The organism is Arthrobacter sp. CAU 1506, from assembly GCF_005047635.1.
Lineage (GTDB): Bacteria > Actinomycetota > Actinomycetes > Actinomycetales > Micrococcaceae > Crystallibacter.
Genome location: NZ_SUKC01000003.1, coordinates 222778 through 235992, shown reverse-complemented (window position 1 = coordinate 235992; position 13215 = coordinate 222778). Strand labels below are relative to the sequence as shown.

Below are 13215 nucleotides of genomic sequence, written 5' to 3'. Positions count from 1 at the left end.
GGGACCGACTAGTGAAAGGCGGGCACGATCAGGTAGATGCCGTAGCCCACGGCGACCGCTGCCACCGCGAAGCTCAGGTAGGCCAGACCGCGGTACGCCGGGCGACGGGTTTCAGGCGCATCCGCAGCCACCGCCAGCAGGCGCACGCCGAGGCCGTAGGAACCGACGACGAACAGCGCCGAGACGAGGGTCGCCACGGCGACAATCAGGAATGCCAGCCAGTCGATGTTCATCGTGCCGCCCCTTCGTCGGTGCCCTCGTGGTTCTTCGTTGCCCCTACCCGGGCGGTTTCTGCAGCGGCCGGCTCGGGGCCGTCCGCCGACAGCTCGGCCTGTTGCTTGGAGCGTTTCTTGGCGGTGGCTTTCCGCTTCTTCTTGCGCTTGATCTTGACGATCTCGCCGGCCTGGTCCACGTCGCTGATGGCGTTGTCATGACCGACCTGGTTGCGCTTGGAGACGATGTACATCAGGCCGATGACCGCTGCCCCGGCAACGGCGTCGATGACTACGCCCACCATTCCCAAGTGCGCAATGAGCGCAGCGAGGGCGCCGATGGCGCCGGCCGCCGGCAGGGTCAGCAGCCAACCGATGCCGATGCGCCCGGCGGTGTCCCAGCGGACCTTCGCTCCCTTGCGACCCAACCCGGAGCCAATCACCGAACCTGAGGCTACCTGGGTGGTCGACAGCGCGAAGCCCAGATGGGACGAGGCCAGGATGGCCGACGCCGTGGAGGACTCCGCGGAGAAACCCTGGGCGGGTTTGACCTCGGTCAGGCCCGACCCCATGGTGCGGATGATCCGCCAACCGCCGGAGTAGGTGCCGATGGCGATGGCCAGGGCACAGGACAGGATGACCCAGAACTCCGGACCGGTGCCTGCCGCCTGGAAACCGCCCGCGATCAGCACCAGGGTGATGACGCCCATGGTTTTCTGCGCGTCGTTGGTTCCGTGCGCCAGGGCCACGAGCGAGGAGGAGAAGATCTGGCCGTAGCGGAAACCGCCGCGTTTGGGGCTGGACGCACTCTCGTCCCGTTTGGTGATCCAGTAGGCCAGCTTGGTGGCCAGATACGCCACAGTTCCGGCAATCACCGGCGCCAGGATGGCCGGCAGCAGCACCTTGGACACCACCACGCCGTAGTCCACCGCTTGGAAGCCGGCGCCGACAATGGCAGCGCCAATCAGCCCGCCGAACAAGGCATGCGAGGAGCTGGACGGCAGGCCCAGCAGCCACGTGATCATGTTCCACACGATCGCCCCGATCAGCCCGGCAAAGATCATCAGCGGCGTGATCTGGATGCCACCCTCGCCCTCGCGGATGAGTCCGCCCGAAACGGTCTTGGCCACTTCCGTGGAAAGGAAGGCTCCCACGAGGTTCAACACGGCGGCCAATGCAACGGCGGTCTTGGGTTTGATCGCCCCGGTTGCAATCGGCGTCGCCATTGCATTCGCCGTGTCGTGGAAGCCGTTAGTGAAATCGAAGAACAGCGCCAGCACGACGACGAGCGCGACTATGAAGGTGAGATCCACCTAGTTACCCAATCTTGTTGGAAGAATTCATCCTAAGTTCACCGGGCTTGGGTTGTGAAAGCAACGTTCGGCAAACCGCCTTCCGATTGTAGAGCCCTGCCGGGCCCACGCAAACCACGCCGGACCCGCCGCAAGCACCCCGGAGGGAAAGGCGGGCGGGTTCGTCGGTGTGCGCTGGCCCTCGCTCCCCGGAACTACGGGCTTGCCCGCCCCGGAGTGCCGCAGTACAACGGTGGGATGGACGCGAAAACTGCGGCGTGGATCACGGCCTACCGGCAGGCGTGGGAGACCAATGACCCGGTCCGGATCGGGGCCTTGTTCACCGAGGACGCCGAGTACCGGCCCGATCCGTGGACGGCACCGTGGCGTGGCCGGGACAACATTGTCCGGGAATGGTTGGCGCGCAAGGATGAACCCGGCGCAGCCACGTTCGAGTGGCATCAGGTCGCGGTGGCGGACGGCGTTTCGGTGGTGGAGGGAACGACGGTGTATCGGGATGGGCCAACATATAGCAATCTGTGGGTGATCCGCCTGGACGACGAAGGCCGGGCAACCAGTTTCACGGAGTGGTGGATGGACCAGTCGGCCCCTTCCTGACCTCGGGCGGCTCAATCTGCGCCAGCTTGGGAGCGGCACGGTCTGCGACAGTTTCGCGACGGTTTGGTCTGCGGCCGCGGAATCGCCCAGCGGACGGGCCCGCTCATGGCTCAACCGGCGGCCGGGGCCGTAAGCTCAGGGCATGGCGAGATACTTCGACGTCCACCCGCAGAATCCCCAGCCGCGGTCGATCGGCCAGATCGTCGACCTTGTCCGGTCCGACGCGTTGATCGTGTACCCGACTGACTCCTGTTATGCGTTCGGCGCGCAGCTGGGCAACAGGGACGCCCTGGACCGGATCCGGACCATCCGCCAACTCGACGCCAAACACCACTTCACCCTCGTCTGCAAGGACTTTGCCCAGCTGGGGCAGTTCGTGCACATCGACAACAAGGTGTTCCGCAGCATCAAGGCAGCAACGCCCGGCAGCTACACCTTCATCCTGCCGGCCACCAAGGAAGTTCCCCGCCGGTTGCTGCATCCGAAGAAGAAGACGGTCGGTGTCCGCATTCCCGCCAACAACGTCGTCCAGGCGATCCTGACCGAACTGGGCGAACCGCTGCTCTCCAGCACGCTGCTGCTGCCGGACGAGGACGAACCGATGACCCAGGGGTGGGAGATCAAGGAGCGGCTGGACCACGTGGTGGATGCCGTGGTGGACGCCGGCGACTGCGGTTCCGAACCGTCCACCGTCGTGGACTTCTCCAGCGGCACCGCCGAGGTAGTCCGCCACGGCGCCGGCGACCCGTCCCGGTTCGAGTGATGCGGTTCGGGTAAAGGGCTGTGCCCACGGCCGCGGGTCTCCACGCGCTCGCTTGCGCTCGCTTGGTCGACCACCGGGGCGCTCGCTTGGTCGACCACCGGGGCGCTCGCTTGGTCGACCACCGGGGCGCTCGCTTGGTCGACCACCGGAGCGTTGTCGCGGTCAGTCCTTCTTGCGCGCCCTGCTGGGTTGGACCCGCGGCGGCTCGCCCGGCATCTTCGGGTAGTCCGGCGGGAACGGCATCTCACCCAGGCCTGCCGCGAGGTCGCGCTCCCACCATTGCAGCAGGACGTCGATTTTGCCCGGGTTTTCGTGCATCTTCGCCCAGGGGTCGCCGGTTGACTTCAGCCGGTCCGGCACGGTGGCAATGGTGAAGTTCTTCGGATCGGCAGTCTCCAGTTCGTCCCATTCGATCGGGCAGGAGACCGAGGCATGCGGCAAGGCGCGGGGGCTGTAGGCCCCGGCCATGGTGCGGTCGCGGTTGGCCTGGTTGAAGTCCACGAAAATCCGCTCCCCGCGCTCCTCCTTCCACCAGGAGGTCGTCACCTGTTTCGGCAACCGCCGCTCAATTTCCCGCGCGGCCGCTATGACGGCGTGGCGCACGTCCAGGAATTCGTGCGTGGGTTCAATCGGAGCGAACATATGCAGCCCACGATTTCCGGACGTTTTGATAAATGCCTCAAGCCCCGCCTCGGCCAGTACCGACCTCAGCTCGATGGCCACCGGGATGGCATCGTCGAAGGACGTTCCCGGCTGCGGATCGAGATCGATGCGCAGTTGGTCGGGGTTGTCGGAGTCCTCCGCCCGGGAAGGCCACGGGTGGAACACCACGGTGTTCATCTGGACCGCCCAGACCGCCGCGGCAGGCTCATCGAGCACCAGCTGCGGGTGCGAGCGGGCGCTCGGGTAGACCACCATTACCGAGCGCACAAAGTCAGGGGCGCCCTTGGGCGGATTCTTGGAGAAGAACTGCTCGCCGTCGATCCCGTCGGAGAACCGTTGCAGGGACACCGGGCGGTCGCCGTTGGCGCGGATGAACACCTCCCCCACTTCCGCGATATAGCGCGCCAGGTCCAGTTTGGTGATGCCCAGCTCGGGCCACATCACCCGGCTCGGGCTGGAGATGCGGATGTCACGTTCACCGTGCGGTCCATCGACCGTCAGCGTTGTTTGTTCGCTGGCCATGGGAACACCTAAACATACACATGTCGCTTCTGGCGAGGGCATGATGGGAGCATGCAAGTCAGCGAGATAGATGTGTCCATCGAGGTTGGCCAGGCCACCGTCTCCGGTGTCTACGCGCGGCCACCGGCCCCGGTGGCAACCGTGGTGGTGGCCCACGGGGCCGGTGCCGGCATGGACCACCCGTTCCTCTCGGGCTTCACCCGCGCGTTGAACGACGACGGCGTGGCCACCTTGCGCTTCAACTTCCCCTACCGGGAGGCCGGCAAGCGGTTCCCCGACCGACCGCCGGCCGCAATTGAGGCCTGGCGGGCGGCCATGCAGGAAGCTGATGCGCGCTCCGACGGCGAGCCGTTGTGGGCTGCCGGAAAGTCGTTTGGCGGCCGGATGGCGTCAATGGCCGTGGCCGAGGGCATGCCGGCCGCCGGCCTGGTGTACCTGGGCTATCCGCTGCACCCGCCGGGAAAGCCGGAAAAGCTGCGCGACGAACACCTCTATGGCCTGACGCTGCCAATGCTCTTCCTGCAGGGCACCCGTGACACCTTTGCCACCCCCGAGCTGCTCGAATCCGTCGTCGAGCGGATCGGGCCAAACGCAGTTCTGGACTGGCAGGAAGGCGGCGACCACTCGTTCGACGTCAAGGGCCAGAAACGCAGCGCGTCGGAGATCGGCGCCTCGCTCGCGATTCCCGTGTCGCGGTTCCTCCGCTCCAGCCGGATTGCCGCCTAGCAGGACACTCCGAGCGCGGCAGCCTGGACTTATGAACGCTGGACGATGGTTGCCGCGGGCCGTGGAGTGGTGATCGGGTCTGCATGGCGGTGCAGGACCTTCCACTGGTCGTCCTCCAGCCGGAAGATTGTGGTCACCCTCAGGGATACCGGCAAGGCTTCAGGGGATCCGTCGACCTTGGCATGGGTCCGCTCGATCTCCACCATGTAGGCCAGGTCCGGGCCGGTATAGCTGGAAAGCCGCTCGAACGTGTTGGGCTTGCCTTCGCGGAGATAGGAAGCCGCCCGGTCCATCACCTTTTCGATGTTGTGCCAGCCCCTGACCGGCGGGCCGAGAGGGTTCGCGAGGGTGACGTCGTCCCGCCGCGAGAACAGCTCCTTCTGGAGAGCGGGGTCCCCGCGGACAAACGCGTCCAACGCGTGGTGGTAGCGCTCGATCATGACATCAAGTTCGGTTCCCGGCATGATTTCCTCCCGCTGCCGCCGCCGACACGCCAACGCTGGCGAGCGGCCATACCGGTCAGGGTCCCACCGGCGGGCGGAGCCTGTCCATCACGTAGTGGTTTTCGCCCCCACCCTCTGCGAGCGCACCGCCAGGCAGGTCACCTAGCCGGGTCCCTGTCACGGGACTACGCTGGTCAGGCAGGGGGCTTGGGCGAAGGCGGGTCCCGTGCGCCGCGTTTCCGGAGGAAGGCTGCGATGACCGAGCAAAGGAGCGGACACACGCTGGAGTTGGAAGCCATGCTGGACGCACCCTGCGAGCAGGTCTTCCGCATGCTGACGGAACCGGCCGAGCTGGCGAAATGGTGGGGACCCGAAGGTTTCACCATGCCGGAGGCCCTGCTCGACCTGCAACCAGGCGGGAGCTACCGGCTGACCATGAAGCCGCCCGACGGCGAGGCATTCCATCTGGCCGGTGAGTTCCTTGTGATCGACCCACCGCGCCGCCTGGTCTACACCTTCCGGTGGGAGGAGCCCACTCCCGACGACAGGGAGACCACCGTTACGCTTTCACTCGACCCGCGGGAGGGCCGGACGTGGATCGCGCTGTCCCACGGCGAGTTTGCCACCGAGGAACGTCTGGGGCTGCACCGGGCCGGCTGGTCCGATTCCCTCGGGAAGCTCGCGCAGGTAGTCGGCTCCGGCGCTTAACCCCTGCCGGGACCGCCGTACCGCTGGCTATCGTTGCGCCTTCTCCCCCGCGCTGCCCGAGGGCACCGGGTCGTGGCGCAGGTAGTCGCGCTTGAAACGTCCGGTGCCGCCGGTCAGCGCCCGAAGCTCGATGGCGTAGCGCAGCAGTTCCTGTTCGGGAACTTCGGCGCTGATTTCGGTGCCCTCCCCGTCCGCCGAGTCGGATCCGGTCAGCCGGCCGCGCCGCGCGGACAGGTCGCTCATCACTGTTCCCACATAGTCGTCCGGAACCGTGATGGTCACGGCGGAGACCGGCTCGAGCAGCTGGATGCGCGCGGCCGCAGCCGCTTCCCGCAAAGCCAGCGCGCCGGCAGATTGGAAGGCCGCATCGGAAGAGTCAACGCTGTGCGTCTTGCCGCCCACCAGGGTCACGCGGATGTCGACGACGGGGAACCCGGCGGAGACGCCCTTTTCCATCTGCGACCGCACACCTTTTTCGACGGCGGCGATGTACGGGCCGGGGATCACTCCCCCGACGATCTTGTTCACGAACTCGAACCCGGCCCCCTGCCGGAGCGGTTCCACCTCGATGTCGCAGATGGCGAACTGGCCGTGCCCGCCTGATTGCTTGACGTAGCGTCCGTGCCCGGGTGCAGCTGCCGCGAAGGTTTCCCGCAGCGGCGTCACCACGTCAACCGTCTGGACCTTGACGCCCTGCCCGCGCAGCCGATCGAGCACCACCTCGGCGTGGGATTCGCCCATGCACCACAGGATGAGCTGGTGCGTCTCCGCATTCCGTTCCACCCGTAGCGTCGGATCACCCGCGGCCACCTTGGCCAGGCTCTTGGCCAAGGCCGCTTCATCGTTGCGAGTGGCAGCCTCCACTGCCACCGGCAGCAGCGGTTCCGGCATCTCCCAGGGTTGGATCAGCAACGGATGCTCTTTGCCCGAGACCGTGTCCCCCGTCTCGGCGGTGCCGATCTTGGTCAGCGCACAGATGTCGCCGGCGACGCAGAAGGATACCGAGCGCAGGGTCGAGCCGACCGGGGCGTGCAGATGCGTGACCCGTTCATCACTGTCGTGGTCGGCGTGGCCTCGGTCGGCGAGCCCATGCCCGGAGACGTGGATGGCCGCATCATCGCGCAAAGTTCCGGAGAAAACCCGCACCAGCGATACCCGGCCCAGAAATGGATCCGTGCTCGTCCGGACGATCTCTCCGGCGAGCGGCCCGTCGGGATCACAGCGCAGGGGGACGGTCGGCGAACCGTAAAGGCCCGTCACCTCCGGCAGCGGACGCTCCAGCGGGGACGGGAATGCCCGCCGGAGCATCTCCAGCAGTTCAGTAACACCGAGCCCGGTTTCCGCGGAGGTGGCCAGCACCGGGTAGAACGAGCCCCGGGCTACGGCGGTCTCCAGATCGGACAGGAGAACGTCTAGCCCAATATCCTCGCCGCCGAGATAGCGGTCCATCAGGGACTCGTCTTCGCTCTCCGCGATGATGCCTTCAATCAGCGCACTGCGGGCGTCCTCGACGCCGGCCGATTCCGCCGCATCCGCGGGGCGGACCACGGGGTGACGTTCTCCGGCCTGGTACACCGACACGGTGCCGGAGAGCAGTCCGTGCAATCCGGTCAGCTCGGTCCCGCTCCGCACTGGCAGGTACAGCGGTTGCACCGACTCGCCAAACGCAGCGCGGCAGTTCGCCAGCGCTGCGTCGAAGTTGGCCCGCGGGTGGTCCAGCCGGCTGATGGTCACCGCCCTGGGCATCCCGATGCTGGAGCATTCCTCCCAGAGCGCGATGGTTGCCGCATCGATGCCGTCGACGGCGGACACCACGAACAGGGCCGCGTCAGCGGCGCGGAGACCGGCCCGCAGTTCGCCGGTGAAGTCCGAATAGCCCGGGGTGTCGAAGAGGTTGATTTTGACGTCGTCGTACATAAAAGGGAGAACGGACAGCACCACCGAACGCTGCTGGTGAATCTCCGAGGGATCCGAATCGCTGACGGTGGTTCCCTCCAGGATGGAACCCATGCGGTTGGTGGTGCCCGTCGCCAGGAGCATGGCCTCGGCGAGCATCGTCTTGCCGGCCCCCGAGTGCCCTACCAAAACCACATTGCGGAATTGCTCGGGGCGGGAGCCGCCGGCCGCAGCAGAAGCCTCCGCCCGCCGCGGATCGGTGCCCCGTCCCGACCCCTTCGCCAAGCCGTTGGCGGATTTCCCCGACATGAGCGCCTCCTGGCGTCGTAGGCATCCTCGTCCCCTGCACACGCTGGTGCTGTTAACAGATTCGACACCAAGAAGGGGTGAAGCGGCAAGGGTTGAACCGCTTCATTGTGGAAACAGGTGGTCTCGGAGGCCCGCTGCACGCTGGCCGCGGAGGCCCCGGTGCGAGGCTCCTGCCGCCCAGGCCGGACCGCCGGTGCGAGGCTCCTGCCGGCTAGGTCGGACCGACGGGCCCGCCGGCACCGCCCGGCATGCCGGCCTTGATCAGCTCCATGACGGACGAGTCCGCCAAGGTGGTGACATCCCCGATCGGGCGGTCCTGCGCTACATCCTTGAGCAGCCGCCGCATGATCTTGCCGGAACGGGTCTTCGGCAGCTCCGCGACCACCATGATCTGCCGCGGCCGGGCGATTTTGCCGATTTCCTTGGCCACGTGATCCCGCAGCTCCTGCACCACCTCAGGTCCGCCGTCGCCCGCTTCGCTGCGCAAGATGACGAAGGCGACGATGGCCTGTCCGGTGGTCTCGTCCGTGGCGCCGACGACGGCGGCTTCGGCGACTTTGGGGTGGGCGACCAGCGCCGATTCGATTTCGGTCGTCGACAGCCGGTGCCCGGACACGTTCATCACGTCGTCCACGCGGCCGAGCAGCCAGATATCCCCGTCCTCGTCTTTCTTCGCGCCGTCGCCGGCAAAATAGAGCCCCGGGAAGCGGGACCAGTAGGTCTCCACGTATCGGTCGTTGTCGCCCCAGATAGTGCGCAGCATGGAGGGCCAGGGTTCCTTCAGGACCAAGTAGCCGCCGGAGCCGTTCTCAACCGGCGTGCCGGCGTCATCGACCACGTCGGCCACGACCCCCGGCAAGGCCTTCATGGCGGCGCCGGGTTTACCTGCCGTCACCCCGGGGAGCGGGCTGATCATGATGGCCCCGGTCTCGGTCTGCCACCAGGTGTCCACTACTGGTGTCCGGTTGTGCCCGATGTGCTCCCGGTACCAAATGTAGGCAGCCGGGTTGATCGGTTCGCCCACCGTACCGATCAACCGCAGGCTGTCCAGGCCGTACTGGGCCGGTATCTCGGCACCCCACTTCATGAATGTCCGGATGGCGGTTGGAGCGCAGTACAGAATGGAGACCTTGTATTTGTCGATGATTTCCCACCAGCGGCCTTGGTGCGGGGTGTCCGGCGTGCCCTCGTACAACACGGAGGTAGCGCCGTTGGCCAAGGGCCCGTACACGATGTAGCTGTGTCCGGTGACCCAGCCGATGTCCGCGGCGGTCCAGTAGATGTCGGACTCGGCTTTGAGGTCGAACACTGCCCAGTGGGTGTAGGCGCACGCGGTGAGGTAGCCGCCGGTGGTGTGCAGGATCCCCTTCGGCTTGCCGGTGGTGCCCGAGGTGTACATCACGTAGAGGGGATGTTCCGCGTCGAAGGCTTCGGCGTGGTGGTCGGCCGCAGCCAGCTCCACCGACTCATGCCACCAGATGTCGCGGCCTGGCGTCCAGTCGATCTCCTGGCCGGTGCGCCGGACCACCAGGACGTTGCGGACGTCCGGGCAGTCCAAGAGGGCTTCGTCGACGGCGGACTTCAATCCGTTGGCCTTGCCGCGGCGGTAGGCGCCGTCGGAGGTGATGACAATCCGTGCATCGCAATCGTGGATCCTGGTCCGGAGCGCGTCCGCGGAGAATCCGCCGAACACGACCGTGTGCGGTGCTCCGATCCTCGCGCAGGCGAGCATCGCCACCACGGTTTCCGGGATCATCGGCAGGTAGATGGCGACCCGGTCTCCCGGCTTCACGCCTAGAGCGGTCAGGGTGTTCGCTGCCTGGCAGACCATGCGGGTGAGCTGGGCATAGGTGATCGTGCGCGTGTCACCTGCTTCGCCTTCAAAGTAGTAGGCGACTTTGTCGCCGCGGCCCGCGGCTACATGCCGGTCCAAGCAGTTGTAGGCGGCGTTGAGTTTGCCCCCGACGAACCATGAGGCGAAAGGCGCGTTGGTCCAGTCCAGGACTTCGCTCCATGGTTGGGACCAGTCGAGGCGTCCGGCCTGCCGCGCCCAGAACGCCAGCCTGTCGTGGTCGGCTTCGTCATAGCCCGACGACGTGGCGTTGGCTTGGGCGGAAAAGCCGGCCTCAGGGGGAAAGCGCCGCTGTTCGTGCAATAGGTTTGCGAGGGTCTCGTCCGATGCTGTTGAGTCTGCTGCCATGGTCTCTCACCGTCGCCCCACCGGGAGCACAGCCCGTTTGAAGGTGGAGTTCGCGACCACCGCGCAGGAGCAGTACCAGGCGATGAGCGCCGTCAGGATGCCCAGCCAGCCGCCCAGCGCGGTTAGTCCGGCAGCCCCGGAGAACGCACCGAGAAACAGCGCGATGAAGGTCAACGTCAGGAACACGAAAACGGCAAAGACGCCCATGCTGACCCGCCAGGCGGATATCGTCATGTAGGCGGTAAAGATGGCCCAGGCCAAAAGATACAGGCCGACGGCTTTGCCGGCCTCCGCCGGCGGAAGGCTGCCTGCGCTGAACTGGCTCAGGTACCAGAAGGACAGCCAGAAGGCTCCGTATGAGCAAAAGGCTGTCGCGCCGAAGACGTTGCGGTTGGCAAATTCCCAGATTCCCGCGGCGAACTGGGCCATACCGCCATAGAACAGGGCAAGTCCCAGTACTACCGGTTCGTCCGCCTTGGGAATCATGCCGGCGTTGATGACACTCAGCACAAACGTGGTCATCGCGAAGGCGCCCAGCCCTAAGGCCGCCGGATCGGCAAAGAGGGGGCCGGTGTGCGCCTGGGGTGCTCCAACGTTGCCTTGCGCTGGTAGGGGATTTTCAGCCCTGCGACCATTTCCAGTCGGGACGGTTCCCGCCGCGGAGCTTGATTCGATACTCATGGTTCGACTCCTTGGTCAGCACCAGCCTTGGTGCTTATATCAGGCTACACCTAAACGTGCAAGCCCAATCTCGAACCATCTTGTGGCCTGCCTCACACCAAAGAGTGAGGCGCGTCACATAGTGCGTTGAAGCGCAAGGAGCGGGATTCCCCGCACCGGGCGCCGCCGTCGTACTCCCTGCCCGCCGGTCAGTATTCGCCCTTGATCACGAAGAAGGAGCCGCGGATGACGCCGGCGAGCTTGGATTTCTGCCGGGCGAACTTGAATCGTGAGGCCAGCTCCTCCGGAACCTCCATGCCGTCGGCCAGTTTGAATCCGACGGCGCGCTTTCCGCCGTCCTCGATGCTGTACATGACGTTGATCGAGAGCCCGGACTCGTAGAAGACGTAATCCATCCGCAGACCGTCGACTTCGAAGGCTGTGGCCTCGAGGGGGCGGGAGCCGATGACGATGTCGCGTTCCTCCTTGAGGATGCGGCTAACCCGGTCGATCACCTCCGGGGCATCGTTTGCCGGGCTGACCGTGAAGACGTGGTCGTACTTATTGCGGAAGTAGCGCGCTTCGTTGGCGCGCAATCCTGCAAGCGCCTCGGCGACCGGAGAGGATTCCAGGCCGACGGTAGAAACGTCCTTGAAGTCGACAACGTACGGCATGGCTCCCCCTGGTGAGATCTGTTTGGACCAACAAACGTCCTGCGATTGAACCACGGTACAACCCCGCAGCGCGTAGACCGCCCCAGGAAACGCTGTCGGACCGGCGCTTTACCCCGGGCGCTGAGTCAGTGGCCGGGTCCGGTGACGATCTTGTTCCGTTCGGATTCGTGCGCGCCTCCCTTTTTCGCCAGCGTGGAGCAGGCCTCTTCGATGTCGCGGGCGAGCGTGTCGACGTGCTCACGGCTCAGTGTCTCCTTGACCAGGGCCCGCATGATCGTCACGTCCTGCGCGTTCGGCGGCATGGTGTAGGCCGGCACCATCCAGCTGCGCTCGGCCGCGAGCTGCCAGGCAATGTCGAACTCGTCGTACCCGGTGTCGGCGGCGAGCCGGAAGGCGACCAGGGGAAGTTGCTCCTGGTTGGGGCCAATGATCTCGAACCGGCCCATGGCTTCCAGCTTCTCGGCGAGCACCCGGGCGTTGGTCTGCATGTTCTGCATGATGTAGCTGTAACCGGCGCGGCCATACCGCACGAAGTTGTAGTACTGGGCGAGGACCATGGACGAGCCGGTGGAGAAGTTCAGCGTGAAGGTCGAGTCCGTCTTGCCGAGGTAGTTCTCCTCGAAGACGAGGTCCTTGGCCAGGTCGGCCTTCTCCCGGAAGATCAGCCATCCGATGCCGGGATAGACCAGGCCGAACTTGTGCCCGGAGACATTGATCGATCGGACCTGCTCAAGCCGGAAGTCCCATTCCGAGTCCGGATAGAGGAAAGGCCAGACGAACCCGCCGCTGGCCCCGTCCACGTGTAGCGGAATATCGAGGTCTCGCTCGCTCTTGATCCGGAGCAGCAGGTCGTTGATGCCGACGATGTCGTCCTTGTGCCCGGTGAACGTCGTACCCAACACGGCTGCGACGCCGATGGTGTTCTCATCGATGTGGTCCTGCACGTCGTCCGGGCCGATGATGTACTTCCCCGGTTGCAGGGGGACGATCCGCGGCTCGACGTCGAAGTACCGGCAGAATTTCTCCCACACCACGTGCACGTCGCCGCCAAACACCAGATTTGGGCTCGACGTCGAGGCGCCGGCCGCCTCGCGTCGCTTGCGCCAGTTCCACTTCAAGGAAAGGCCGCCGAGCATGATCGCCTCGGATGATCCCTGGGTCCGGGCTCCCGTCGTCTCGCCAGGTGCGTGGAAGAGATCGGCGAGCATCCGAATGCAGCGCTGCTCGATCTCGGCCGTGCGGGGATATTCGGCGTGGTCAATGAAATTGCGATGCAGGTTCGCGGCGATGATCTGCTGGGCCTGCGGCTCCATCCACGTCGTGACGAAGGTCGCCAGGTTCCGGGCTGGATCACCTTCCAACGCCAGGTCCTCCGACACCAGGCGCAGGGCATCCTGGGCAGGCATGCCGGCCTCCGGGAATTCCCGGCTCGGAACTTCTTGGGTGACGAACCTGTTGCCGAACAGCGCCGCGGCGGCATCCGACTGGAAATTTACTGACATCGCTACTCCTTCAGGGGTGTTGAAACG

13 protein-coding genes are annotated in these 13215 nt (G+C 65.7%); 4 read left to right on the top strand and 9 right to left on the bottom strand.

The features are described 5' to 3' along the window. Window positions 1-8: 8 nt before the first annotated feature. Complete coding sequence (locus E4J89_RS06085) at window positions 9-233, bottom strand: hypothetical protein (protein ID WP_205754416.1); 225 nt, start codon at window positions 231-233, stop codon at window positions 9-11. Next, window positions 230-1525: an inorganic phosphate transporter gene (locus E4J89_RS06080; protein WP_136785214.1), complete on the bottom strand. Its 1296-nt coding sequence runs from the start codon at window positions 1523-1525 to the stop codon at window positions 230-232. Before E4J89_RS06080 ends, E4J89_RS06085 begins: the two co-directional genes overlap by 4 nt. A 237-nt stretch (window positions 1526-1762) precedes the next feature. On the opposite strand from E4J89_RS06080, the gene E4J89_RS06075 reads away from it, so the two are divergent. Both E4J89_RS06075 and E4J89_RS06070 read left to right on the top strand, forming a co-directional pair. Next, window positions 1763-2122: a nuclear transport factor 2 family protein gene (locus E4J89_RS06075; RefSeq protein ID WP_136785212.1), complete on the top strand. Its 360-nt coding sequence runs from the start codon at window positions 1763-1765 to the stop codon at window positions 2120-2122. 142 nt (window positions 2123-2264) lie between these two features. After that, on the top strand, window positions 2265-2885 hold the full coding sequence (locus E4J89_RS06070; protein ID WP_136785210.1) for an L-threonylcarbamoyladenylate synthase: 621 nt from the start codon (window positions 2265-2267) through the stop codon (window positions 2883-2885). Window positions 2886-3047: 162 nt separating this feature from the next. Here the strand turns inward: E4J89_RS06070 and ligD are convergent, their stop codons facing one another. Continuing rightward, window positions 3048-4070 (bottom strand): non-homologous end-joining DNA ligase, encoded by a 1023-nt coding sequence (gene ligD / locus E4J89_RS06065; RefSeq protein WP_136785209.1) that lies wholly within the window; start codon window positions 4068-4070, stop codon window positions 3048-3050. Window positions 4071-4121: 51 nt separating this feature from the next. On the opposite strand from ligD, the gene E4J89_RS06060 reads away from it, so the two are divergent. After that, entirely contained in the window at window positions 4122-4796 is a 675-nt protein-coding gene (locus E4J89_RS06060) for an alpha/beta fold hydrolase (protein WP_136785207.1), read from the top strand. Between the two features lie 29 nt (window positions 4797-4825). Here E4J89_RS06060 and E4J89_RS06055 read toward each other — a convergent pair whose 3' ends face one another. Then, the gene (locus E4J89_RS06055; RefSeq protein ID WP_136785206.1) at window positions 4826-5260 is read right to left on the bottom strand and encodes a nuclear transport factor 2 family protein; all 435 of its coding nucleotides are present in this window, start codon (window positions 5258-5260) and stop codon (window positions 4826-4828) included. A gap of 234 nt (window positions 5261-5494) precedes the next feature. Between E4J89_RS06055 and E4J89_RS06050 the strand changes: the two genes are divergently transcribed. Continuing rightward, window positions 5495-5947: an SRPBCC domain-containing protein gene (locus E4J89_RS06050; RefSeq protein WP_136785204.1), complete on the top strand. Its 453-nt coding sequence runs from the start codon at window positions 5495-5497 to the stop codon at window positions 5945-5947. A gap of 27 nt (window positions 5948-5974) precedes the next feature. Here the strand turns inward: E4J89_RS06050 and E4J89_RS06045 are convergent, their stop codons facing one another. The 5 genes from E4J89_RS06045 to E4J89_RS06025 form a co-directional block, all read right to left on the bottom strand. Then, window positions 5975-8152: an elongation factor G-like protein EF-G2 gene (locus tag E4J89_RS06045; RefSeq protein WP_136785202.1), complete on the bottom strand. Its 2178-nt coding sequence runs from the start codon at window positions 8150-8152 to the stop codon at window positions 5975-5977. 211 nt (window positions 8153-8363) lie between these two features. Then, complete coding sequence (acs, locus tag E4J89_RS06040) at window positions 8364-10352, bottom strand: acetate--CoA ligase (RefSeq protein ID WP_136785201.1); 1989 nt, start codon at window positions 10350-10352, stop codon at window positions 8364-8366. Between the two features lie 6 nt (window positions 10353-10358). After that, complete coding sequence (locus E4J89_RS06035; protein ID WP_136785199.1) at window positions 10359-11033, bottom strand: acetate uptake transporter family protein; 675 nt, start codon at window positions 11031-11033, stop codon at window positions 10359-10361. A 188-nt stretch (window positions 11034-11221) separates the two neighbouring features. Beyond that, window positions 11222-11686 carry a phage tail protein gene (locus tag E4J89_RS06030; RefSeq protein WP_136785198.1) on the bottom strand — a complete coding sequence of 155 codons (465 nt, stop codon included), beginning with the start codon at window positions 11684-11686 and terminating at the stop codon, window positions 11222-11224. 125 nt (window positions 11687-11811) lie between these two features. Beyond that, on the bottom strand, window positions 11812-13188 hold the full coding sequence (locus tag E4J89_RS06025) for a glutamate decarboxylase (RefSeq protein ID WP_136785196.1): 1377 nt from the start codon (window positions 13186-13188) through the stop codon (window positions 11812-11814). Window positions 13189-13215 lie beyond the last annotated feature (27 nt).

Excerpts from the sequence above, each read along its gene's own strand:
- E4J89_RS06025 (WP_136785196.1), bottom strand. The coding sequence starts at position 13,188 with ATGTCAGTAAATTTCCAGTCGGATGCCGCCGCGGCGCTGTTCGGCAAC.
- E4J89_RS06030 (WP_136785198.1), bottom strand. The coding sequence starts at position 11,686 with ATGCCGTACGTTGTCGACTTCAAGGACGTTTCTACCGTCGGCCTGGAA.
- E4J89_RS06075 (WP_136785212.1), top strand. The coding sequence starts at position 1,763 with ATGGACGCGAAAACTGCGGCGTGGATCACGGCCTACCGGCAGGCGTGG.
- E4J89_RS06035 (WP_136785199.1), bottom strand. The coding sequence starts at position 11,033 with ATGAGTATCGAATCAAGCTCCGCGGCGGGAACCGTCCCGACTGGAAAT.
- E4J89_RS06055 (WP_136785206.1), bottom strand. The coding sequence starts at position 5,260 with ATGCCGGGAACCGAACTTGATGTCATGATCGAGCGCTACCACCACGCG.
- E4J89_RS06045 (WP_136785202.1), bottom strand. The coding sequence starts at position 8,152 with ATGTCGGGGAAATCCGCCAACGGCTTGGCGAAGGGGTCGGGACGGGGC.
- E4J89_RS06050 (WP_136785204.1), top strand. The coding sequence starts at position 5,495 with ATGACCGAGCAAAGGAGCGGACACACGCTGGAGTTGGAAGCCATGCTG.
- E4J89_RS06085 (WP_205754416.1), bottom strand. The coding sequence starts at position 233 with ATGAACATCGACTGGCTGGCATTCCTGATTGTCGCCGTGGCGACCCTC.
- E4J89_RS06060 (WP_136785207.1), top strand. The coding sequence starts at position 4,122 with ATGCAAGTCAGCGAGATAGATGTGTCCATCGAGGTTGGCCAGGCCACC.
- E4J89_RS06070 (WP_136785210.1), top strand. The coding sequence starts at position 2,265 with ATGGCGAGATACTTCGACGTCCACCCGCAGAATCCCCAGCCGCGGTCG.
- acs (WP_136785201.1), bottom strand. The coding sequence starts at position 10,352 with ATGGCAGCAGACTCAACAGCATCGGACGAGACCCTCGCAAACCTATTG.
- ligD (WP_136785209.1), bottom strand. The coding sequence starts at position 4,070 with ATGGCCAGCGAACAAACAACGCTGACGGTCGATGGACCGCACGGTGAA.